Origin of the sequence: Streptomyces sp. NPDC090022 (genome assembly GCF_044748145.1) — a bacterium.
In the GTDB taxonomy this organism is placed as follows: domain Bacteria; phylum Actinomycetota; class Actinomycetes; order Streptomycetales; family Streptomycetaceae; genus Streptomyces.
On record NZ_JBIVFN010000008.1, the window covers coordinates 1 to 21646 of the forward strand.

A 21646-nucleotide genomic window follows, 5' to 3' on the forward strand; every position below is an offset into this window, starting at 1 on the left:
AACAGCACCATCGGCATCGCCATGCTGCTGGGCCGCTTCCTGCCCATGGTGTTCGTCCTCGCGCTGGCCGGCTCGCTGGCCGAGCAGAAGCCCGTTCCCGAGACCGCGGGCACGCTGCGCACCGACAAGCCGCTCTACACCGGCCTGCTCGTCGGCACCATCCTCATCGTCACCGGTCTGACCTACTTCCCCGCCCTCGCGCTGGGCCCGCTTGCCGAAGGGCTCGCCTCATGAGCACCATCACCCCCACCCGTGCTCCGCACGACGACCTGCCCACCGGGCACAAGCCCCCGGCCGGGCGTGTCGGCGGAGGGCTCTTCGACCCCAAGCAGCTCATCAAGTCCTTCCCCGACGCGATCCGCAAGCTCGACCCGCGCATCATGATCAAGTCGCCGGTCATGTTCGTGGTCCTCGTCGGCTCCGTGGTCACGACCGTGCTGGCCTGTCTGGACCCGACGGACTGGTTCGGCTGGGCGATCACCGCCTGGCTGTGGCTGACCACGATCTTCGCCAACCTGGCCGAGGCCGTCGCCGAGGGCCGCGGCAAGGCGCAGGCCGACACCCTGCGCAAGGCCAAGACCGATTCCGTCGCCCGCCGCCTGACCAAGGACGGCAAGGGTGAGGAGCAGGTCCCCGGCACCGACCTCAGGATCGGTGACCTGGTGGTCTGCGAGGCCGGCGACATCATCCCCGGCGACGGTGACGTCGTCGAGGGTGTCGCCTCCGTGGACGAGTCCGCGATCACCGGCGAGTCCGCCCCGGTGATCCGCGAGTCCGGCGGCGACCGCAGCGCGGTCACCGGCGGTACGAAGGTCCTCTCCGACCGGATCGTCATCAAGATCACGACGAAGCCCGGTGAGACCTTCATCGACCGGATGATCAGCCTGGTCGAGGGCGCGGCCCGGCAGAAGACCCCGAACGAGATCGCCCTCAACATCCTGCTGGCGTCCCTCACCATCGTCTTCCTGCTGGCCGTCGTCACCCTCAAGCCGTTCGCGATCTACGCGGGCGCCGACGACCAGACCTCGCTCATCGTCCTGGCGGCCCTGCTGGTCTGCCTGATCCCGACCACGATCGGCGCGCTGCTCTCCGCGATCGGCATCGCCGGCATGGACCGCCTGGTCCAGCGCAACGTCCTGGCCATGTCCGGCCGGGCCGTCGAGGCCGCCGGTGACGTCTCCACGCTGCTGCTCGACAAGACCGGCACCATCACCCTCGGCAACCGCCAGGCCGCCGAGTTCCTCCCCGTCAAGGGCACCACGGAGGCCGAGGTCGCCAACGCCGCCCAGCTCTCCTCCCTGGCCGACGAGACCCCCGAGGGCCGTTCCATCGTCGTCCTGGCGAAGGAGAAGTACGGGCTGCGCGAACGCCACCAGGGCGAGCTCGAGCATGCCACCTGGGTCGCCTTCACCGCCCAGACCCGCATGTCGGGCGTGGACGTCGACGGCAGGAAGATCCGCAAGGGCGCGGCCGGATCCGTCATCACCTGGGTCGAGGAGCAGGGCGGCCAGGTCTCCGACGACGCCGACCTCCTCGCCAACAAGATCTCCGAGGCCGGCGGCACGCCGCTGCTGGTCGCGGTCGAGGACGCCAAGGGTGCGCGCGTCCTGGGTGTCATCCACCTCAAGGACGTCGTCAAGGAGGGCATGCGGGAGCGGTTCGACGAGCTGCGCCGCATGGGCATCAAGACGGTCATGATCACGGGTGACAACCCGCTGACCGCCAAGGCGATCGCCGAGGAGGCGGGCGTCGACGACTTCCTCGCCGAGGCCACCCCCGAGGACAAGATGGCCCTCATCAAGCGGGAGCAGGCCGGCGGCAAGCTGGTCGCGATGACCGGTGACGGCACCAACGACGCCCCCGCCCTGGCCCAGGCCGACGTGGGCGTGGCCATGAACACCGGCACCTCGGCCGCCAAGGAGGCCGGGAACATGGTGGACCTGGACTCCAACCCCACCAAGCTCATCGAGATCGTCGAGATCGGCAAGCAGCTCCTCATCACCCGGGGCGCGCTCACCACCTTCTCGATCGCCAACGACGTCGCGAAGTACTTCGCGATCATCCCGGCGATGTTCGCGGTGGCGTACCCGGGCCTGGACAAGCTCAACATCATGGCGCTGTCCTCGCCGGAGTCCGCGATCCTCTCCGCCGTCATCTTCAACGCGCTGATCATCATCGCGCTCGTACCGCTCGCCCTCAAGGGCGTCCAGTACAAGCCGTCCAGCGCCGACAAGATGCTGCGCCGCAACCTCGGCCTCTACGGACTGGGCGGCCTGATCGCCCCGTTCATCGGCATCAAGCTCATCGACATGATCATCTCCCTCATCCCCGGAATCGGCTGATCGCCAGTGAACACTTCCGTATCCAGCACCTTGCGTCTGATCGGCGCGGGCCTGCGAGCCCTCCTCGTTCTGACCGTGATCTGCGGGGTCCTCTACCCGCTCGCCGTCACCGGGATCGCCCAGGCCCTGTTCAACGACAAGGCCAACGGGTCCGAGATCAAGGACAAGAGCGGCCAGGTCGTCGGCTCCGAGCTGATCGGGCAGACGTACAACCTGCCCAAGCAGAACCCGGACGACGCGGAGGAGGCAGCCCGGCCGGACCTGAAGTGGTTCCAGCCGCGCCCCTCCAACGGCCTGGGCAGCAACAGCGTCAACACCCAGTACTCCCTGATCCTCTCCGGTGCCACCAACCGCTCCGGTGACAACGGCGCCGTGAACGGCCAGTGCACCAAGGACGCCGAGGAAGGCACCCTCTGCGCCCAGGTCATCGCCGCCAAGGACGCGGTCGTCGCCGACAACTCCACCGCGACCTACCAGGTCAAGCCCGAGGACGTACCGGCCGACGCCGTCACCTCCTCCGGCTCCGGCCTCGACCCGCACATCTCCCCCGAGTACGCCGAGCTCCAGGTCCACCGGGTCGCCGAGCAGAACGGCCTCGACGTCAAGCAGGTCGAGAAGCTCGTCGAGGACAGCACCGAGAGCCGCACGCTGGGCTTCATCGGCGAACCCCGCGTCAACGTCCTCAAGCTGAACACCGCTCTCAGGGACCTGGTCAAGGGGTGAACCCCGGGCTGTTACGCACCAGGCCGCCCTCTGTCGTGCCCCGCACCGAAGAAAGGCTGCACACCCCATGACCCGGGTGCTCGTGGTGGAAGACGACCATCAGCTCGTGCGCGCGCTCAGGATCAACCTGCAGGCGCGCAAGTTCGAGGTCGAGGAGGCCGCCGACGGCGGGGCGGCCCTGCGCAGCATCGTCGCCCGCAAGCCGGACGTCATCCTCCTCGACCTCGGCCTGCCGGACATGGACGGCGTCGATGTGATCAAAAGTGTGCGCGGCTGGAGCCGGGTACCGATCCTGGTCCTGTCCGCCCGGCACACCTCCGAGGAGAAGATCAGGGCGCTGGACGCCGGCGCGGACGACTACGTGACCAAGCCGTTCAGCATGGACGAGCTGCTGGCCCGGCTGCGCGCCGCCACCCGGCGCCAGGAGGAGCCGGTCCGCTCCGACGCCCCGCCCCTGATCACGACCGACGATTTCACCATCGACCTGGTCGCCAAGAAGGTGCTGCGCGGCAACCGCCCCGTACGTCTGACCCCGACCGAGTGGCATCTGCTGGAGATCCTGACCGCCGCCCCCGGACACCTGGTCAGCCAGCGCCGGCTGCTGCTGGAGGTCTGGGGTCCGACGTACGCGGAACACACCAACTACCTGCGGGTCTACATGGCCCAGCTGCGCCGCAAGCTGGAGCCCGACCCGTCCCGGCCGCGGTACCTGATCACCGAGCCGGGCATGGGATACCGCTTCGAGCTCTCACCGGGCCCGGCCGTCCCTGGCTGACGGACCCCGCTCCCCCCACACACGAACCCCCACGAAGGAAGAGAAGCCGGCGGCATGGGACGCGGAAAGCTCCGGATCTACCTCGGCGCGGCACCGGGCGTCGGCAAGACGTACGCCATGCTCTCCGAGGCGCACCGCAGGGTCGAGCGCGGCACGGACTGCGTCGTCGGCTTCGTCGAGCACCACAGCAGGCCGCGCACCGAGGTGATGCTGCACGGCCTGGAGCTCGTGGGGCGCCGGGAGATCGAGTACCGGGGCGGCACGTTCACCGAGATGGACGTGGACGCCCTGCTCGCCCGGCGTCCCGCCGTCGCGCTGGTGGACGAGCTGGCGCACACGAATGTGCCGGGCTCGCGCAACACCAAGCGCTGGCAGGACGTGGAGGAGCTGCTCCAGGCCGGTATCGACGTGGTGTCCACGGTCAACATCCAGCATCTGGAGTCGCTGGGGGACGTGGTCGAGACGATCACGGGGGTGCGTCAGCGCGAGACGGTGCCGGACGAGGTCGTACGGCGTGCCGACCAGATCGAGCTGGTGGACATGTCGCCGCAGGCGCTGCGTCGGCGGATGGCCCACGGCAACATCTACAAGCCGGACAAGGTCGACGCGGCCCTGTCGAACTACTTCCGCCCCGGCAACCTGACGGCCCTGCGCGAGCTGGCCCTGCTCTGGGTCGCCGACCGGGTCGACGAGTACCTCCAGGAGTACCGGGGCGAGCACAACATCCGCACCACCTGGCAGGCCCGCGAACGCATCGTGGTGGGCCTGACCGGCGGCCCCGAGGGCCGTACCCTCATCCGCCGGGCCGCGCGCCTGGCGGAGAAGGGCGCCGGCGGCGAGGTCCTGGCCGTCTACATCGCGGCGAGCGACGGACTCTCCTCCGCCTCGCCCAAGGAACTGGCCGTCCAGCGGACCCTGGTCGAGGACCTCGGCGGCACCTTCCACCACGTCATAGGCGATGACGTCTCGCACTCCCTGCTGGAGTTCGCGCGCGGGGTCAACGCCACCCAGATCGTCCTCGGCGTCAGCCGCCGCAAGAGCTGGCAGTACGCCTTCGGGCCCGGCGTGAGCGCGACCGTGGCCCGGGAGTCCGGCCCGGACCTCGACGTCCACATGGTCACCCACGACGCGGTGGCGAAGGGGCGCGGGCTGCCGATCGCTCGGGGCGCGCGGCTGGGGCGGTCGCGGATCATCTGGGGCTGGCTGACCGGAGTCGTCGGGCCGGGGCTGCTGACGCTGCTGCTCAGCCAGGTGGTGCCCGGCCTCGGGCTCGCAAACGACATGCTGCTCTTCCTGGCGCTGACGGTCGCCGCCGCCCTGCTGGGCGGGCTGCTGCCGGCGCTGGCGTCGGCGGCGGTCGGCTCGCTGGTGCTCAACTTCTTCTTCACGCCGCCCCTGTACCAGCTGACGATCTCCGATCCGCGCAACATGGTCGCCCTCGCCATCTTCGTGGGCGTGGCCGTCTCGGTGGCGTCGGTGGTGGACCTGGCGGCGCGCCGCACCCACCAGGCGGCCCGGCTGCGCGCCGAGTCGGAGATCCTCTCCTTCCTCGCGGGCAGCGTGCTGCGCGGCGAGAACTCCCTGGACGCCCTGCTGGAGCGGCTGCGCGAGACGTTCTCGATGGACTCGGTGGCGCTGCTGGAACGGGCGAGCGAGGTCGACGCCTGGAGCACGGCCGCGTCCGTGGGCCCGCACCCCGTGGGCCGGCCCGAGGACGCGGACGTCGACATGCCGATGGGCGACACCATGGCCCTCGCGCTCTCGGGGCGGGTGCTGCCCGCCGAGGACCGGCGCGTGCTGGGTGCCTTCGCCGCGCAGGCGGCGGTGGTCCTGGACCGCCAGCGCCTGGTGGACGAGGCGGAGAAGGCCCGCGAGCTCGCCGAGGGCAACCGGATCCGCACCGCCCTCCTCGCGGCCGTCAGCCACGATCTGCGGACCCCGCTCGCCGGGATCAAGGCGTCGGTGACCTCGCTGCGCTCCGACGACGTCGAGTGGTCCGAGACCGACCGCGCCGACCTGCTGGAGGGCATCGAGGAGGGCGCCGACCGGCTGGCCGCGCTGATCGGCAACCTGCTCGACATGTCCCGGCTGAACACGGGCACCGTCGTTCCGCTGATCCGCGAGACCGACCTCGACGAGGTCGTGCCCATGGCCCTGGGCGGGGTCCCCGAGGACAGCGTCGACCTCGACATTCCCGAGACCCTGCCGATGGTCGCCGTGGACCGGGGGCTGCTGGAGCGGGCGGTGGCCAACATCGTGGAGAACGCCGTCAAGTACAGCCCCGACGGCCAGTGCGTGCACGTGTCGGCCAGTGCTCTGCGCGACCGGGTGGAACTGCGGGTCGTGGACCGCGGGCCCGGCGTCCCCGACGAGGCCAAGGGGCGCATATTCGAACCGTTCCAGCGGTACGGCGACGCCCCGCGCGGCGCGGGCGTCGGCCTCGGCCTCGCGGTCGCCCGCGGGTTCACCGAGGCCATCGGCGGCACCCTCACCGCCGAGGACACCCCCGGTGGCGGCCTCACCATGGTCCTCACCCTGCCGACGGCGGGCGGCGCCGCTCCGGTGACGCCGGAACTGCCGACGTCGGCGGTCACGTGAGCGCGGCGGCGCCGCCGTCCTCGGCGGCACTGTCAGACCCCACTGCCACCATCTGGCGTATGGACACGCAGCAGTTCTGGCAGCTGATCGAGGACGCCCGCGCCGAGGCCGGGGGCGGGGCCGGCGGGGAGGAGATCGCCGAGCGCGCGAGCGCGCTGCTCGCGGGGCGGACGGTGCCGGAGATACTCGGGGCCCAGCAGGTGCTGTGGGACCTGCTGGCCGTCTCCTACACCCACCCGCTGTGGGCCGCCGCCCACCTGGTCAACGGCGGCTGTTCGGACGACGGCTTCGACTACTTCCGGGGCTGGCTGATCACCCAGGGGCGGGAGGTCTTCGAGCGGGCCGTGGCCGATCCGGATTCGCTGGCCGGGCTCGCGGGCGTGGTGGAGAGCCTTGCCGGGGGCGGCGAACTGGAGTGCGAGGACACCCTGGGGATCGCCTGGGCGGCGTACCGGTCGGCGACGGGGCAGCAGATACCCGACGGGGCGTTCGGCATCAGCTATCCGGCGCTCGACCCCGACTGGGGCTTCGACTTCGACGACGAGCGGGAGATGGCGCGGCGACTGCCCCGCCTGGCCGCGCTCGCGCACGGCTGAGGCGGGCGCGAGGGGGAGGCGGGCGGGCGGGGCAGCAGGGACAGCCGCGGCGGGGGCCGCCGGCCGTCAGCCGGCCGGGGCGTTCTCCGGGGAGACGCCGAGGACGCGCACGGCCTGGTAGTAGGTCCAGGCGGTGGCGTCGCAGGAGCTCTTCTTCGCGCCCGAGTACTGCGCGCAGATCCGCTTGAGGTCGGCGTAGAAGGCGTCGTCGAGGCGGTTCTTGTGGGCGCTGAAGGTGCCCGCCGCCTTGTAGTTGCGGTAGCCGAAGTCGTGGCGGGCGCAGGAGGTCTGGAAGGGGAACCCGAACGGGTTGTCCGGGGAGCTGGAGCAGTAGTCGGTGCTCCAGTTGAAGTGGTAGGCGGCCCAGCGGGCCTGGTTCCCCCGCGCGGCGGCCCAGGCGTTGAAGCTGGCGGAGCTGGTCTGCGTCCAGCTGCTCAGCACCGTCGGTTTGTCCGCGGGGACCGCCGACGCCGGGGTGGCGAGGGCGAGGACACCGGCCATGGCGGCGGCCGTCAGTGCGGGGGCCAGATGGCGACGCATCGAGTTCCTCCTCGTGTCGGGTGAGTGCTCACCGTCGGAGGAAGGGATATCGCGGATCGACAGCGCAGTTGTATGGCCCGGCTAAAGCATCGGTTACGGCTGCGTGACCCCTCGGCTCGATGGCTACGAGCCGTCAACTCATGCAGGGGTATGGGCTGTTGATGGGTCACTGATGGATCCGGGCGCGAGGCCGGACGCTGCCGGGGCCGGACGGGGGCGGCCGGCCGGCGTCCACCTGTAGGGGGATCCGTGTGCTACTTGAGGCAGAGTTCGGGTTGGCTCCGTGGAGCGATGCGCCGGAGGGGGCCCGCGGGTCACTCTGGGAGACATGAAGCGTCCTTTCGTCATCGCAGCCGCCACCGTCGGGGTCCTCGCGACCGCCGGGTTCGCCCTGCCCAACCTGCCGCCGAACGCACTGACGCAGACCGTCCACGACCGCCTGTTCCAGGAGAAGGAGCGGTCCTTCGCCTCCGCTGCCGACGCGCACGGCCGCGGCGACGGGGCGTTCGCGCTGCCGGAGTGGATACCCGAGGACGCCAAGAACGTGAAGGTGAAGGTCCGTACGAGCGGCGAGGGCAAGCTGATCCGCTTCACGCTCGGCAGGACCCCGCTGGAGGCGCCGCACTGCGCCGCGCGGCCCAAGCCGGTCGGGGCGCCGGAGCTCGCCGCGAAGTGGTGGCCGTCCGACGCCCGGCACGACGGGCGGGCGGAGTGCCGGGACGCCCTGCAGTACCAGGTGGTCGTCAAGGGCCGGCGGGTCTACGCGTGGACGAACGGCGACGCGTCCCCCGACGCACCGCCCGGCGCGAAGTTCCGGGGCTAGGGTCTGTCGGTGTCCCGGCGGTCTTGGGGCACGTGGGGCACGTGGGGCACGTGGGCCCCATGGGGCACCTGGGCCCCGCGGGCCCGTTGCGGACCGGCTCCACTACGCTCGTCGGATGATCGAGTACGTGAACCAACTCGGCGCCGCTGCCCCGCGATCCGGTGCGCTCCCCGCCGGCCGGGCCGTGTCCGTGTGGTCGCTGGACACCACGCTCGACGTCGTCGGCGGGCACCCGGTCGCCGACGCCCTGCCGCTGCTGGACGGCGCCGAACGCACCCGGGCCGGGAAGCTGCTGCGCGTCGGTGACCGGCACCGTTACCTGGCCTCGCACCTGGGCCTGCGACTGCTGCTCGGCGGTTTCCTGGGCCTGGCCCCCGAGCGGGTGGAACTGACCCGCGAGGACTGCCCGTGCTGCGGCGAGCCGCACGGCCGCCCCGCCGTCGTCGGCGGCGCGGCCCACTTCTCGCTCTCGCACAGCGGGGACCTCGCCTACCTCGCCTTCGCCCGGGTGCCGGTCGGGGTCGACGTGGAGGCCGTACCGGGCCCGGACGCCGTCGCGGACGTCCTGACCAGCCTGCACCCGGACGAGAGCGCCGAACTGCGGGCGCTGTCCGACGCCGACAGGCCTGCCGCCCTGGCCCGCCTGTGGTCCCGCAAGGAGGCCTACCTCAAGGGCACCGGCACGGGCCTCGCCCTGGGGCTGGCCGATCCGTACGTCGGCTCCGCGCCCGACCCGGCGCCGGTCACCGGCTGGACCCTGTCGGACCTGCCCGCCCCGGCGGGCTACGCGGCGGCTCTGGCGGTTCGCGACGCCTGAGGGCCCCGCGCGGCCTACGCCGGCCGCCATGGACGTCCGCCCCGCGCGCACACCCGCCGAACTCGCGGCGGCATGGGTGGGCGTCGACACGGGCAACGAGGCGGCGCTGGCCACGTACGCGGCGGCCGGGGCACAGGACGAGGGCGAGTTCACGATGCGGGGCTGGCCCCTGGCACCGTAGGCCGGGCACGGCCGATCGCCGCCGTTCGGGGCCTCCGACCGGGGTGGATCGGGGCCGGGGCGGCTCCTCGGGAAACCACCCCCCGGCCGCGTGTCGTGCGGCCACTCGGCGCACCCTCCGCGCGCCCGGACGGACGCTCGCCGAGCATCTCGGCATGACCTCACTCACCGCACTGCTCCCCGCTGCCGCCCTGCTGGCGACGGCCGCCCTGGGCACCGCCCCGGGCCTGTCCCCCGGCCGTCCGGACGACGGCCGGCCGGCGGCCGGGAAGGACACCGCGCCGTACGTCGTCGTGCTCAAGGAGACCGTCGCCCCGCGCGCCCTCACCCGGGCGCTCGCGACCGAGGCCGCCGAGGCGGGCGACGACGTCGGGCACGTCTACCGGACCGTGCTCGACGGCTTCGCGGTCCGCACCACTGCCGCCCGGGCCGCCGAACTCGCCGCCGATCCACGGGTGGCGTACGTCGAGCCGGACACCGAGTACCGGATCAGCGACACCCAGCCGACCGCGCCCTGGCCGCTGGACCGGCTGGACCAGCGGGGGCTCCCGCTCGACTCGGCCTACACGTACGGGCAGACGGGCACGGGCGTCACCGTGTACGTCGTGGACACCGGGATCAACACCTACCACCGGGAGTTCGGCGGCCGGGCCCGGGCGGGCGCGAACGCCGTGTTCCTGGAGGGCCCGGACGACTGCAACGGGCACGGCACGCACGTCGCGGGAAGCGTCGGCGGCGCGACGTACGGCGTGGCCAAGGGGGTACAGCTGGTCGGCGTGAAGGTGGCCGACTGCCGTGGTTCGGCGCGCCTTTCGTCGATCCTGCGGGGCCTGGACTGGATGGTCGACGACGCGACCGCCCGCCGCGCGCTGCCGGCGGTGGCCAACATGAGCCTGGGCGGCGACCGCAGCCAGAGCATGGACAGCGCGGTGCAGCGGGCGATCCGGGCCGGTTTCACCGTGACGGCGGCCGCCGGGAACGCCGGTACCGACGCGTGCGGGTCCTCGCCGGGGCGGGTCGCGGAGGTGGTCACGGTGGGCGCGAGCGACCGCGAGGACCGGCGGGCCGCGTACTCCAACCACGGGCCGTGCGTGGACCTCTTCGCCCCGGGGAGCCGGGTCACCTCGGCGTGGATGGGGCTGCCGAGCGCGGTCCGGTCGATGTCCGGGACCTCGATGGCCGCCCCGCACGTGGCGGGCGTGGCGGCCCTGCTGCTGGCCGCGCACCCGGGCGCCACGCCGGCCCAGGTGAGCGGGGGGCTGCTGCGTGACGCCCTGCCGGACGCGCTGACCGGCGTCCCGGCGAACACCCGCAACCTCCTCCTCCACCACCCGGCTCCGGCCCCGGCCCCGCTCCCGGCCACGGACCCGACTCCGGCCCCGACTCCGACTCCGACTCCGGCCCCGGCCCCGGCAACCCCGTAGCCACCCCGCTCGGGCGCGGCGCCCGGGTTCACCGACCGGTCGGTATTCATGGGGATACACCCCTGTAACCGCCCCGGCCTGATGGGACATCAATTTCTGTGTGCTTCGGGCGAAAGGAAGTCATTGACTTCTCATCACGGCGACGCGTCAATGGCCGCCACCGCACCGGCTCGGCCGTCCCCGCACACACGGGTGGGGGGAGGGGATTCGTCATGACGAAGGAGTCGCGACCCAGTGAGTACCAGAACGTTCCGACGAAGAGTGCTGGCCGGGGCGGGAGCCCTCTCCCTGGCCCTGACGGGTGGCGTGGTGGGCCTGGCGGGGACGGCGCAGGCGGCGACCAGGACCACTCCGGTCTACGTGAAGTGCGATGCCCCCGCTCCCCAGCCGGACGCGGAGGGCAGCCAGGACTTCACGGTCACGCTGCCGGACGGCGCCAAGGCCGGTGACACGGTACCGATCACGATCGACCCCGGTCTGTCGCCGATCGTGCCGATCCTGACCATCGACAGCGTCAACGTCATGAAGGCCAAGCTGCTGGTCGGCGGCGCCGCCCAGACCGTCACGAGCGCGGCGATACCCAGCCACCAGGAGGGCGGCGTCAAGGCCGATCCGCCCGCGTTCAGCGGCACCATCACGATCCCGGACGGCACCGAGGGCACCACGGTGCAGGTGGCGCTCGACCAGTTCATCACCGACGCGGACATCGGCGGAGCCGTCTACACCACGACGTGCACCCCCTCTCCGCGGCCCAGCGCCTCGATCGGCTCGGTGGCGGTCGAGGCCCTGCCCAAGGACCCGGTCACCACGAAGGTGACGCCCAACAGCGGCAAGGCGGGCACCGCCGTCGTCGCCACCGGCGCCAACTTCCCGGCCGGCCCCGTCACCTGCTCCGCGCTGCTGGCGGGTGCGGCGACCGGTGACACCGGATCCGGCAGCGCCGACGCCTCCGGCGCCGCCAACTGCTCCCTCACGGTCACCAAGAAGGCCGACGAGATCAAGATCAACGGATCGGCCGGCGCCGGCCGCGCCTTCGTCTTCGTCGAGGACGTGCCGGGCGTGAAGAACCCGGTCGACGTCGAGGTCCTCCCCGGCCCGCTCGGGATCGGCCCGCAGGCCGGCAACCCTCCGGTGGACTTCGGCAAGGTCACCATCAACGGCAAGCCGCAGTCGGTCGTCGGGCAGTTCAACGCCATGGCCGTGCACGACTTCCGCGGCGGCTCGCTCGGCTGGGACGTGACGGCGACCCGTACCCCGTTCCTGAACGAGACCACCGGGCACGCGATGACCACGGCGCAGATCGGCATCCAGCCGGCCTGCACGGTCACCAACGCGGACAGCCCGAGCACCTGCACCGCCGGTGCGCCCGGTGCGATCACGGACACCCCGATGAAGATCGCCTCCCAGGCGGCCGGCGGGGACCAGCTGACGGGCGGCGAGTTCGCGATCGGCGGCGCGGGGATGATCCAGCTCCCGCCGTTCATGTTCGCCGACACGTACCAGTCGGTCGTCACCTTCTCGATCGCCTGACCGACCGACCCGGCCGGAGCCGGTCCCGGTTCCGGCCGGTCCGGTTCCGGTTCTGCCGGAGCCTGTCCCGGTTCCGGCCGGTCCCGGTTCCGCCGGTCCCCGGGGTGGGGGGGGGGGGGCCCGGGGCCCCCCCCCCCCCCCCCCCCCCCCCCCCCGCCCCCCCCCCCCCCCCCCCCCCCCCCCCCAACCCCCCCCCCGCCCCCCCCGGGGCCCCCCGGGGCCCGCCCCCCNNNNCGGCGGGGGGGGGGGGGGGGGGGGGGGGGGGGGGGGGGGGGGGGGGGGGGGGGGGGGGGGGGGGGGGGGGGGGGGGGGGGGGGGGGGGGGGGGGGGCCGGCCCCCCCCCCCCCCCCACCCCTCCCGCCTTCCCTGGAGACCCGCCCATGCGCACGCGCACGCGACTGTACGGCCCGCTGTCCGTTCTGCTCGGCCTGCTGGCCCTGGCCGGCGCGGGGCTGCTGCCCGCCGGCAGCGCGGCCGCCGCCGACAACGGGACCTGGGGGGTGTTCCCGACGCCTCCGGCGGGGGCCGCCATGACCGACCGCGCGTACTTCTTCCACCAGGGCGCGGCCGGGACCGCCGTCGCCGACAGCGTCACCCTCCTGAACTCCTCCGACCGGGAGCTGACGTTCCGGGTCTTCGCCACCGACGCCGTGAACACGCCGGCGGGCGGGGCGTTCGCCCTGCTGCCGGTGGACCAGAAGCCCAGGGACGTCGGTACGTGGATCCAGTTGCCGCCGGAGACCGCGCAGGTCGTGAAGGTCCCGCCCAAGGGGCGCAAGGACGTGCCGTTCACCGTGAAGGTGCCCGAGGACGCGGCCCCCGGTGACCACGTCGGGGGGATCGTCGCGCTGGGCACCGAGGTGGAGGGCGTCCAGCAGGAGGGAAAGGTCCAGGTCGGGGTACGGCGCCAGGTCGGCGCGCGGCTGTACTTCCGGGTACCGGGGCCGCTGACGCCCGCGGTGAGCGTGGAGGAGGTGAAGGTGAACCGGCGCGCGCCGCTGCTGCCGTGGCTGCGGGACGCGTCCGCGACGATCTCGTACACGCTGGTCAACCGGGGCAACGTGGTGGTCGAGCCGAAGGTGGCGGTGGACGCGCGCGGGCTGTTCGGCCGTCAGGTGCTGGACCGTCCGGCGCGCGAGACGAAGCTGGTCCTGCTGCCGGGCCAGCGGGTACGGCTGACCGAGCCGTGGCCCGACGCGCCGCAGTCGGACTGGGTGACCGTACGGCTGACGGCGACGGCCACGGCGTACCCGGAGGTGGTCTCCCGGGCGGAGCGGGACTTCGTCGCCGTCCCGTGGCCGGCCGTGGGCGCGCTGCTGGTCCTGGCGGGCGGGGCCGTGGGCGTGCGGATCGTACGGCGCCGCCGGCGCGCGCCGCGGGAGGCGGAACCGGCCGCCGGCGCCCGGGACCTGGCCGGCACCCGCTGACACAGCCGGCACCCGCTGACACGGCCAGCACCCGCTGGCACGGCTAGCACCCGCCGGCACGGCTAGCACCCGCTGACACGGGCGCGCCCCCCGCGGTGAGGGTGCGGGGGGCGCGCCGGTCCGCCCGCGGCCCGGGGGCGGGCCGTGGGAGGGGCCGGGGTGCCGCCGCTCGGGGCGGCGGCGGGCCGGGTCAGTGGTTGCGGGGGAAGCCCAGGTCCACGCCGGCCGGGGCCTCGGACGGGTCCGGCCAGCGGGTCGTGACGACCTTGCCGCGGGTGTAGAAGTGGATGCCGTCGTTGCCGTAGATGTGGTGGTCGCCGAAGAGCGAGTCCTTCCAGCCGCCGAAGGAGTGGTAGCCCACCGGGACCGGGATCGGGACGTTGACGCCGACCATGCCGGCCTCGATCTCCAGCTGGAAGCGGCGGGCGGCGCCGCCGTCGCGGGTGAAGATCGCGGTTCCGTTGCCGAACGGCGAGGCGTTGATGAGGGCCACGCCCTCCTCGTAGGTGTCGGCGCGCAGCACGCACAGCACCGGGCCGAAGATCTCGTCGCGGTAGGCGTCGGAGTCGGTCTTGACGCGGTCCAGGAGGGACAGGCCGATCCAGTGGCCGTTCTCGAAGCCGTCGACGGTGTAGCCCGTACCGTCCAGGACCACGTCCGCGCCCTGGTCGGCGGCGCCCTTGACGTACGAGGCGACCTTGTCGCGGTGGGCGGCGGTGATCAGCGGGCCCATCTCGGAGGTGGGGTCGTTGCCGGGGCCGATCTTGATCTTCTCGGCGCGCTCGCGGATCTTCTCCACCAGTTCGTCGCCGATCGAGCCGACCGCGACGACGGCAGAGATCGCCATGCAGCGCTCGCCGGCCGAGCCGTACGCGGCGGAGACGGCGGCGTCGGCGGCGGCGTCGAGGTCGGCGTCCGGCAGCACCAGCATGTGGTTCTTGGCGCCGCCCAGCGCCTGGACGCGCTTGCCGTTGGCGGAGGCGGTGGTGTGGATGTGGCGGGCGATGGGGGTGGAGCCGACGAAGGAGACCGCCGCGATGCCCGGGTGGGCCAGGAGGGCGTCGACCGCCACCTTGTCGCCGTGGACGACGTTCAGCACGCCGTCGGGCAGACCGGCCTCCTTCGCCAGCTCGGCCAGCTTCAGGGAGGCGGAGGGGTCCTTCTCGCTCGGCTTGAGGATGAAGGTGTTGCCGCAGGCGATGGCGAGGGGGAACATCCACATCGGGACCATCGCCGGGAAGTTGAACGGGGTGATGCCCGCGACCACGCCGAGCGGCTGGCGGATGGCGGACACGTCCACGCGGTGGGAGACGGACGTGGACAGCTCGCCCTTGAGCTGGGTGGTGATCCCGCAGGCCAGCTCGACGATCTCCAGGCCGCGCGCGACCTCGCCGAGAGCGTCGGAGTGCACCTTGCCGTGCTCGGCGGTGATCAGCTCGGCGATCTCGTCGCGGTGGGCGTCCAGCAGGGCGCGGTAGGCGAAGAGCACCTTGGTGCGGGCGGCCAGCGAGGACTGGCCCCAGGAGAGGAACGCGTCCCGGGCGACCTGTACCGCCGCGTCGACCTCCTCGGCGGAGGCGAGCGCGACCTGGGTGGTGACCTCGCCGGTGGCCGGGTCGGTGACCGGGCCGTAGTTGCCCGACGCGCCCTCGACGGTCTTGCCACCGATCCAGTGGTTGACGGTCTTCATGCTTGCTCCTTCACAGATGGCGACGTCGCTGCGCGGTGTGCCGGGCGTACTCTTCGCGGGCCGCCGACGCCGACGCACGGGTCGCGGTCTCGGCCACAGGAACATCCCACCACGCCGTCGCAGGGGGTGGGCCCGACACAGTGTCGGGCGTTCGGGTCTGTGTGTAGACACATGTGGGACGGTCCGCGGCCCGCGCCCGGGAGAGGGCTTCTCGCAGGTCACGGATGGTGTGGGCGCGGATGACGGCCATCCCGAGGGAGGCCGCGTTGGCCGCGAGGTCCACAGGGAGCGCGTCGCCGTCGTAGGCCCCGTCCGGGCCCCGGAAGCGGTACGCGGTGCCGAAGCCCTCGCCGCCGGTGGCGGCGGACAGGCCGCCGATGGAGGCGTAGCCGTGGTTGTCGAGGATGACCACCTTGACCGGGACGCCCTCCTGGACGGCGGTGACCAGCTCGGTGGGGTTCATCAGGTACGTCCCGTCGCCGACCAGGGCCCACACCGGGCGGCCCGGCTCGGCGAGGGCGGCGCCGAGGGCGGCGGGGATCTCATAGCCCATGCAGGAGTAGCCGTATTCGACGTGGTACTGGCCGGGTCCGCGGGTCCGCCACAGCTTGTGCAGGTCGCCGGGGAGCGAGCCGGCGGCGTTGATGATCACGTCGTCGGCGGTGACGATCTCGTCGAGCAGGCCCAGGACCTGGACCTGGGTGGGAACGGCGTCGGGGTCGGGGGTGGCGTACGCCCGGTCCACGCGCCGCTCCCAGGCGGCCTTGGCCTCGGCATGGCGGCTGTCGCCGTGGTGCCCGGCGAGCTCGGCGCGCAGCAGGTCCAGGGTCTCGCGGGCGTCGCCGACCAGTGGGTGCGCGGCCAGCTTGTGGGCGTCGTACGGGTCGAGGTTGAGGCCGACGAAACGGACGCCGGGGTGCTGGAAGAGGGTCCCCGAGGCGGTGGTGAAGTCCGTCAGCCGGGTCCCGGCCGCGATCACCAGGTCGGCGCCGCGGGCCAGGCCGTTGGCGGGCGCGGTGCCGGTGTGGCCGATGCCGCCGACGTCGGCCGGGTGGTCGTACGGCAGGGCGCCCTTGCCGGCCTGGGTGGCGGCCACCGGGATCCCGGTGGCCTCGGCGAACGCGGCCAGCGCGGCCTCGGCCCCGCTGTGCCGGATGCCGCCGCCGGCGATGATCAGCGGGCGGGCGGCGGCCCGTACGGCCGTGGCGGCCGCGGCGAGCTCGGCGGCGTCGGGGCGGGGCCGGCGGACGTGCCAGACGCGGTCGGCGAAGAACTCCTCCGGCCAGTCGTACGCCTCGGCCTGGACGTCCTGCGGCAGCGCGAGGGTGACGGCGCCGGTGGCGACGGGGTCGGCGAGCACCCGCATGGCCTGGAGCGCGGCGGGGATCAGGGCCTCGGGACGGGTGACGCGGTCGAAGTAGCGGGAGACGGGGCGCAGGGTGTCGTTGACGGAGACGTCCCCGGCGTGGGGCACCTCCAGCTGCTGCAGGACGGGGTCGGCGGGCCGGGTGGCGAACGCGTCGCCCGGCAGCAGCAGGACGGGCAGCCGGTTGACGGTGGCCAGCGCCGCCCCGGTGACGAGGTTGGTGGCGCCCGGACCGATGGAGGTGGTCACGGCGTGCGCGGAGAGCCGTCCGCTCTGGCGGGCGTAGCCGACGGCGGCGTGCACCATGGCCTGCTCGTTGCGGCCCTGGAGGAACGGCATCTCCTTGGCGCCCGTCTCCAGCAGGGCCTGCCCGATGCCCGCGACGTTGCCGTGCCCGAAGATCCCCCAGGTGGCGGCGATCAGCCGGTGCCGCCGCCCGTCGCGCTCGGTGAACTGGCGGGCCAGGAACTCCACGAGCGCCTGCGCCACGGTCAGCCTTCGCATGCCTGCTCCTCCTCCTGCGCCCGGTAGAAGGGCAGCCGCGGGTCGAGGTCCTGCGCGGCCCAGGTGTCGCGGATCCAGCCGTGGTCGGGGTGGTCGCGGATGAGCCACTCCCGGACCGGGCCGGGGCCCGCCATCACGTTCAGGTAGTACATGTCGTGGCCGGGCGCGGCGATGGCCGGACCGTGCCAGCCGTCGGGGATGAGCACGGCGTCACCGCTGCGCACCTCGGTGAGGATGTCGGTCTTCCCCGCCGGGGAGGGCGTGACACGCTGGTATCCCACGCCGGGCGTGGCGCCGTGCGGGGCGATCTCGTAGTAGTAGATCTCCTCCAGCTCCGACTCCTGGCCCACATGGTGCTCGTCGTGCTTGTGCGGCGGGTACGAGGACCAGTTGCCGCCGGGGGTGAGCACTTCGACGGCGATCAGCCGGTCGCATTCGAAGGCGTCGGCGGCGGCGAAGTTGTTGACCTGCCGCGAACAGCTGCCGCGCCCGCGCATCTCGATGCCGACGTCCGCCGCCGGCCCGTACCGGGCGGGCAGCCGCCGCCCGCACGCGGCCCCGACGACGGCGAACCGGCCGCCGCCGTCCGAGCGGACCTCGGCGTCGGCGTCCCGCGGCAGGTAGGCGAAGTCGGTGGCCCGGTGGAACACACTGTCGCGGCCACGGAGGGTGAACCGCTCGGTCCGCTGCTCCTGGGAGGAGGCGGCTGTGCAGGCGACCGTGCAGGCGCCCGCCAGCGGCAGGACGATCCACTCGTACGTGCCGGTGGCGTACGCGTACGTCTCCCCCGGCGCCAGCTCCAGCACCCGCAGCCGGGTCCGTGCCAGCCCGTGTTCGGCGATCAGCGGCACGACGCGAGCACCTCCTCCACCTCGTCGGGGCGCGGCATCGCCGTCGAGCACGCCAGCCGGGAGGCGACGATCGCGCCCGCCGCGTTCGCGTACCGCAGGACGCGGGGCAGTTCCCAGCCTGCCAGCAGGCCGTGGCAGAGGGCACCCCCGAAGGCGTCGCCGGCCCCGAGACCGTTGACCACCTCGACCGGCACCGGCGGCACCTGCGCCTGCGTGCCGTCCCGGTGGACGGCCAGGACCCCCTCCGGGCCGAGTTTGACCACGGCCAGCGCCGGTCCGGCCGCCAGCAGGGCGCGCGCCGCCTCCCGCGGGTCGCGGCAGCCGGTGGCGATCTCGCACTCCTCGGCGTTGCCGACGGCGACGCCCGCCAGGGCAAGCGCCCGCTCGTAGTACGGCTGCGGCTTCTCGTCCCACAGCATCGGACGCCAGTCCAGGTCGAAGACGGTCAGGCCGCCGGCGCGGCCGGCGGCGCGGTCTGCGGCTTCGGCCCGCGCCGACAGCGCCGCGAACGTCGCCTCCCGCGAGGGCTCCGCGCTCAGTCCCGTCCCGGTCATCCAGAACACGCGCGCCGCGCGCACCGCGTCCAGGTCCAGGTCCCCGGCCCGGATCTCCAGATCGGGCGCCTTCGGCAGGCGGTAGAAGTACAGCGGGAACCGGTCGGGCGGGAAGATCTCGCAGAACGCCAGCGGCGTCGGGTACGCGGCGACCTCCGCCACCCACCGGTCGTCCACCCCGAATCCCCGCAGCTCCGACCGCAGATACGCGCCGAACGGGTCCGCCCCGGTCCGGGTGATCACGGCGGTACGCCGCCCCAGCCGGGCCGCCGCGACGGCCACGTTCGCGGCCGAGCCGCCGAGGAACTTGCCGAAGGTGTCGGCCTCGGCGAGCGGTACCCCGGTTCTGAGAGGGTAGAGATCCACCCCGATCCGGCCCATCGTGATCAGATCGAACGGGTCGGTGGTCACAAGCAGTCCTCCCAGTCTCTGCGAACGAAGCGACCTAAGGTGGCCGTTATGACGTCCTCCCCTTCCGCGCTGACCCGTATCCGCATCGGCTCGGCACCGGACTCCTGGGGTGTGTGGTTCCCGGAGGATCCGCGCCAGACCGGCTGGGAACGCTTCCTCGACGAGGTCGCGGACGCCGGCTACGCGTGGATCGAGCTCGGCCCGTACGGCTATCTGCCCACCGACCCGGCCCGGCTGCTCGCGGAGACGGAGCGGCGCGGGCTGAGGGTGTCGGCCGGCACGGTCTTCACCGGACTCCATCACGGTCCCGCCGTGTGGGAGGACACCTGGGCGCACGTGTCGCGGGTCGCGGAGCTGACGCGGGCGGCGGGCGCGGCGCACCTGGTCGTCATCCCCTCCTTCTGGCGGGACGACAAGACCGGCGCGGTCCTGGAGGAGCGGACGCTGGACGCCGGCCAGTGGCGCGAACTCGCCCGGCAGACCGAGCGGCTGGGACGTGAGGTGCAGGACCGCTACGGGCTGCGGATCGTGGTGCACCCGCACGCGGACACCCACATCGACACCCCCGAGAACGTGGCCCGGTTCCTGGACGCCACCGATCCCGGCCTGGTCTCCCTCTGCCTGGACACCGGGCACTACGCCTACTGCGGCGGCGACAGCGTGGAGCTGATCGAGACCTTCGGCGAGCGGATCGGCTACCTCCACCTCAAGCAGGTGGATCCGCGGATCCTGGCCGAGGTCGTCGCCGGGGAGGTGCCCTTCGGGCCGGCCGTGGCCCGCGGGGTGATGTGCGAGCCGCCGGCCGGGGTGCCCGCGCTGGAGCCGGTGCTGACCGCGGCGCAGAAGCTCGGCGTGGAGCTGTTCGCCATCGTGGAGCAGGACATGTACCCCTGTTCCCCGGACCGGCCGCTGCCGATCGCCCGGCGGACCCGGGCCTACCTGCGCTCGTGCGGTGCCTGAGGGGCGGGCGCCACTGCGTTCCACACCGCGAAGTTCCACACCGCGAAGATCTGGACCAGGGGAGAAGGGGGAGTCGGTATGAGCAGTGTGCTCGGGATCGCCGTCATCGGTACGGGGAGGATGGGCGCCGACCACGTCCGGCGGATCGGCAGGACGGTCGGCGGCGCCCGGGTGGTGGCCGTGGCCGATCCGGACGGGGACCGGGTCAAGGAGGTGGCGGCGGGCCTGGACGGGGTGAGCGCGCACACCGATCCGGCCGCCGCGGTCGCCGCACCCGGGGTGGCGGCGGTGCTGATCGCTTCACCCGGTCCGGCGCACGAGGAGGCCATCGGGCTGGCCCTGGCCCGGGATCTGCCGGTGCTGTGCGAGAAGCCGCTGACGCCGGACCCGGCGGGCGCGCTGCGGGTGATGGAGGCCGAGCAGCGGCTGGGCCGGCGACGGATCCAGGTGGGGTTCATGCGGCGGTACGACGCCGAGTACGAGCGGCTCAAGGAGCTGCTGGACGGGGACGGGATCGGGCGGCCGCTGTTCCTGCACTGCCGCCACCGCAACGCGTCCTCGCCGTCCTTCTTCACCAGCGACATGCTGATCAGCGACTCGGTGGTGCACGAGGTGGACGCGGCGCGCTGGCTGCTGGGGCAGGAGATCACCGCGGTGTCGGTCATGGCGCCGCGGCCGTCGGGCGCGGCTCCCGAGGGGCTGCGCGATCCCCAGCTGGTGCTGCTGGAGACCTCCGGCGGGGCCCTGGTCGACGTGGAGATCTTCGTCAACTGCGGCTTCGGCTACCAGGTGACCTGCGAGGCGGTCGGCGAGCGGGGCAGCGCCCGCATCGGGGACGGCGCCGCGATGGTCGTGCAGTCCGCGGGCCGCTGGGGCGGGGAGATCGTGCAGGACTACACGGTCCGGTTCGCCGACGCGTACGACCGCCAGCTGCGCCGCTGGGTCGCGGCGACCCTGCGCGGGCGCGTCGAGGGGCCCGACGCGTGGGACGGCTACGCGGCGGCCGCGGTCTCCGAGGCGGGCCTCACGGCCGGGCGCACCGGCACCCGGACCCCGGTGGACCTGGTGGAACGGCCGCCCCTGTACCGCTGACGGCCGTGTGCCACATCCGTCACAGAAGTTCGCCGTCTGTGACATGTGTCCGCATCACGCGGGTTTTCCGTCACAGGCGTTCAACAGCTCCTCCCCCGCCTTCACCGAGCGTCGTTCTCCGGGCACAACTCGACTGATCGTCAGCGTCAGCGCCCACGCCCCGGCTCCCCCGACGGCCTCCCGGCCGCCCCTGGGGCGTGGACACAGGAGGTGTGCCATGACCGACCGAAAGCTGTGGTCGTACAAGGAGATCGCCGCCCACATCCGGGTACAGCCGGACACGGTCCGCTCCTATCGCAAGCACGGACTGCTGCCCCCGCCCGACCATGTGGAGGGCGGCAAGCCCTACTGGTACGCCGACACCGTCCGCGCCTGGGTGGCCCGCCGCCCGGGCAACCGCGGCCGCCGCGAGGACTGACCCCGCGGCGGCCCCCGCGGGCCGC

Annotated in this window: 20 protein-coding genes; 15 read left to right on the forward strand and 5 right to left on the reverse strand. The window is 73.1% G+C overall.

Annotation, left to right across the window (positions count from 1 at the left end; all coding sequences use genetic code 11):
- From ACIPXB_RS17150 to ACIPXB_RS17175, 6 genes are all read left to right on the forward strand, one after another.
- A partial coding sequence (locus tag ACIPXB_RS17150) for a potassium-transporting ATPase subunit KdpA (protein WP_401450228.1) occupies nucleotides 1-234 on the forward strand: 234 nt, incomplete at its 5' end.
- A complete protein-coding gene (gene kdpB / locus ACIPXB_RS17155) occupies nucleotides 231-2342 on the forward strand; it encodes a potassium-transporting ATPase subunit KdpB (protein WP_401450230.1) in 2112 nt (703 codons plus the stop codon). The genes ACIPXB_RS17150 and kdpB, both read left to right, overlap by 4 nt.
- Before the next feature lie 6 nt (nucleotides 2343-2348).
- Entirely contained in the window at nucleotides 2349-3065 is a 717-nt protein-coding gene (locus ACIPXB_RS17160) for a potassium-transporting ATPase subunit C (protein WP_401450233.1), read from the forward strand.
- 67 nt (nucleotides 3066-3132) lie between these two features.
- Nucleotides 3133-3840, forward strand: coding sequence for a response regulator (locus tag ACIPXB_RS17165; protein ID WP_401450235.1), 708 nt, complete (start codon nucleotides 3133-3135; stop codon nucleotides 3838-3840).
- A gap of 54 nt (nucleotides 3841-3894) precedes the next feature.
- Complete coding sequence (locus ACIPXB_RS17170; RefSeq protein ID WP_401450238.1) at nucleotides 3895-6438, forward strand: ATP-binding protein; 2544 nt, start codon at nucleotides 3895-3897, stop codon at nucleotides 6436-6438.
- Nucleotides 6439-6497: 59 nt separating this feature from the next.
- Nucleotides 6498-7034, forward strand: coding sequence for a DUF4240 domain-containing protein (locus ACIPXB_RS17175; RefSeq protein ID WP_401450240.1), 537 nt, complete (start codon nucleotides 6498-6500; stop codon nucleotides 7032-7034).
- Between the two features lie 66 nt (nucleotides 7035-7100).
- Here the strand turns inward: ACIPXB_RS17175 and ACIPXB_RS17180 are convergent, their stop codons facing one another.
- Entirely contained in the window at nucleotides 7101-7574 is a 474-nt protein-coding gene (locus tag ACIPXB_RS17180; RefSeq protein ID WP_401450243.1) for a phospholipase, read from the reverse strand.
- Between the two features lie 328 nt (nucleotides 7575-7902).
- Between ACIPXB_RS17180 and ACIPXB_RS17185 the strand changes: the two genes are divergently transcribed.
- From ACIPXB_RS17185 to ACIPXB_RS17210, 6 genes are all read left to right on the forward strand, one after another.
- Nucleotides 7903-8397, forward strand: coding sequence for a hypothetical protein (locus ACIPXB_RS17185; protein ID WP_401450246.1), 495 nt, complete (start codon nucleotides 7903-7905; stop codon nucleotides 8395-8397).
- Nucleotides 8398-8512: 115 nt separating this feature from the next.
- Nucleotides 8513-9214, forward strand: coding sequence for a 4'-phosphopantetheinyl transferase family protein (locus ACIPXB_RS17190; RefSeq protein WP_401450247.1), 702 nt, complete (start codon nucleotides 8513-8515; stop codon nucleotides 9212-9214).
- 28 nt (nucleotides 9215-9242) lie between these two features.
- The gene (locus tag ACIPXB_RS17195; protein WP_401450250.1) at nucleotides 9243-9395 is read left to right on the forward strand and encodes a hypothetical protein; all 153 of its coding nucleotides are present in this window, start codon (nucleotides 9243-9245) and stop codon (nucleotides 9393-9395) included.
- 154 nt (nucleotides 9396-9549) lie between these two features.
- Nucleotides 9550-10818, forward strand: coding sequence for a S8 family serine peptidase (locus ACIPXB_RS17200; protein ID WP_401450253.1), 1269 nt, complete (start codon nucleotides 9550-9552; stop codon nucleotides 10816-10818).
- A 234-nt stretch (nucleotides 10819-11052) separates the two neighbouring features.
- The gene (locus ACIPXB_RS17205; RefSeq protein ID WP_401450256.1) at nucleotides 11053-12348 is read left to right on the forward strand and encodes a hypothetical protein; all 1296 of its coding nucleotides are present in this window, start codon (nucleotides 11053-11055) and stop codon (nucleotides 12346-12348) included.
- 380 nt (nucleotides 12349-12728) lie between these two features.
- Entirely contained in the window at nucleotides 12729-13775 is a 1047-nt protein-coding gene (locus tag ACIPXB_RS17210; RefSeq protein ID WP_401450259.1) for a WxL protein peptidoglycan domain-containing protein, read from the forward strand.
- Nucleotides 13776-13965: 190 nt separating this feature from the next.
- Here ACIPXB_RS17210 and ACIPXB_RS17215 read toward each other — a convergent pair whose 3' ends face one another.
- The 4 genes from ACIPXB_RS17215 to iolC are packed head-to-tail and all read right to left on the reverse strand — an operon-like array spanning nucleotide 13966 to nucleotide 19121.
- Complete coding sequence (locus tag ACIPXB_RS17215; RefSeq protein ID WP_401450261.1) at nucleotides 13966-15465, reverse strand: CoA-acylating methylmalonate-semialdehyde dehydrogenase; 1500 nt, start codon at nucleotides 15463-15465, stop codon at nucleotides 13966-13968.
- Nucleotides 15466-15475: 10 nt separating this feature from the next.
- Complete coding sequence (iolD, locus tag ACIPXB_RS17220) at nucleotides 15476-17335, reverse strand: 3D-(3,5/4)-trihydroxycyclohexane-1,2-dione acylhydrolase (decyclizing) (RefSeq protein WP_401450263.1); 1860 nt, start codon at nucleotides 17333-17335, stop codon at nucleotides 15476-15478.
- Nucleotides 17323-18186 carry a 5-deoxy-glucuronate isomerase gene (iolB, locus tag ACIPXB_RS17225; RefSeq protein ID WP_401450265.1) on the reverse strand — a complete coding sequence of 288 codons (864 nt, stop codon included), beginning with the start codon at nucleotides 18184-18186 and terminating at the stop codon, nucleotides 17323-17325. Before iolB ends, iolD begins: the two co-directional genes overlap by 13 nt.
- Nucleotides 18177-19121 (reverse strand): 5-dehydro-2-deoxygluconokinase, encoded by a 945-nt coding sequence (gene iolC / locus ACIPXB_RS17230; protein WP_401450777.1) that lies wholly within the window; start codon nucleotides 19119-19121, stop codon nucleotides 18177-18179. Before iolC ends, iolB begins: the two co-directional genes overlap by 10 nt.
- Before the next feature lie 78 nt (nucleotides 19122-19199).
- Here iolC and ACIPXB_RS17235 point away from each other — a divergent pair, with 78 nt between their 5' ends.
- From ACIPXB_RS17235 to ACIPXB_RS17245, 3 genes are all read left to right on the forward strand, one after another.
- Nucleotides 19200-20111, forward strand: a complete 912-nt coding sequence (locus ACIPXB_RS17235; RefSeq protein WP_401450267.1) for a sugar phosphate isomerase/epimerase family protein — start codon at nucleotides 19200-19202, stop codon at nucleotides 20109-20111.
- Between the two features lie 78 nt (nucleotides 20112-20189).
- Entirely contained in the window at nucleotides 20190-21203 is a 1014-nt protein-coding gene (locus ACIPXB_RS17240; RefSeq protein WP_401450269.1) for a Gfo/Idh/MocA family protein, read from the forward strand.
- A gap of 217 nt (nucleotides 21204-21420) precedes the next feature.
- A complete protein-coding gene (locus ACIPXB_RS17245; RefSeq protein ID WP_401450272.1) occupies nucleotides 21421-21621 on the forward strand; it encodes a helix-turn-helix transcriptional regulator in 201 nt (66 codons plus the stop codon).
- Nucleotides 21622-21646: the final 25 nt, after the last annotated feature.

Coding starts and splice junctions, on each gene's coding strand:
- kdpB (WP_401450230.1), top strand. CDS start 231: ATGAGCACCATCACCCCCACCCGTGCTCCGCACGACGACCTGCCCACC.
- ACIPXB_RS17165 (WP_401450235.1), top strand. CDS start 3,133: ATGACCCGGGTGCTCGTGGTGGAAGACGACCATCAGCTCGTGCGCGCG.
- ACIPXB_RS17170 (WP_401450238.1), top strand. CDS start 3,895: ATGGGACGCGGAAAGCTCCGGATCTACCTCGGCGCGGCACCGGGCGTC.
- ACIPXB_RS17175 (WP_401450240.1), top strand. CDS start 6,498: ATGGACACGCAGCAGTTCTGGCAGCTGATCGAGGACGCCCGCGCCGAG.
- ACIPXB_RS17180 (WP_401450243.1), bottom strand. CDS start 7,574: ATGCGTCGCCATCTGGCCCCCGCACTGACGGCCGCCGCCATGGCCGGT.
- ACIPXB_RS17185 (WP_401450246.1), top strand. CDS start 7,903: ATGAAGCGTCCTTTCGTCATCGCAGCCGCCACCGTCGGGGTCCTCGCG.
- ACIPXB_RS17190 (WP_401450247.1), top strand. CDS start 8,513: ATGATCGAGTACGTGAACCAACTCGGCGCCGCTGCCCCGCGATCCGGT.
- ACIPXB_RS17195 (WP_401450250.1), top strand. CDS start 9,243: ATGGACGTCCGCCCCGCGCGCACACCCGCCGAACTCGCGGCGGCATGG.
- ACIPXB_RS17200 (WP_401450253.1), top strand. CDS start 9,550: ATGACCTCACTCACCGCACTGCTCCCCGCTGCCGCCCTGCTGGCGACG.
- ACIPXB_RS17210 (WP_401450259.1), top strand. CDS start 12,729: ATGCGCACGCGCACGCGACTGTACGGCCCGCTGTCCGTTCTGCTCGGC.
- ACIPXB_RS17215 (WP_401450261.1), bottom strand. CDS start 15,465: ATGAAGACCGTCAACCACTGGATCGGTGGCAAGACCGTCGAGGGCGCG.
- iolD (WP_401450263.1), bottom strand. CDS start 17,335: ATGCGAAGGCTGACCGTGGCGCAGGCGCTCGTGGAGTTCCTGGCCCGC.
- iolC (WP_401450777.1), bottom strand. CDS start 19,121: ATGGGCCGGATCGGGGTGGATCTCTACCCTCTCAGAACCGGGGTACCG.
- ACIPXB_RS17235 (WP_401450267.1), top strand. CDS start 19,200: ATGACGTCCTCCCCTTCCGCGCTGACCCGTATCCGCATCGGCTCGGCA.
- ACIPXB_RS17240 (WP_401450269.1), top strand. CDS start 20,190: ATGAGCAGTGTGCTCGGGATCGCCGTCATCGGTACGGGGAGGATGGGC.
- ACIPXB_RS17245 (WP_401450272.1), top strand. CDS start 21,421: ATGACCGACCGAAAGCTGTGGTCGTACAAGGAGATCGCCGCCCACATC.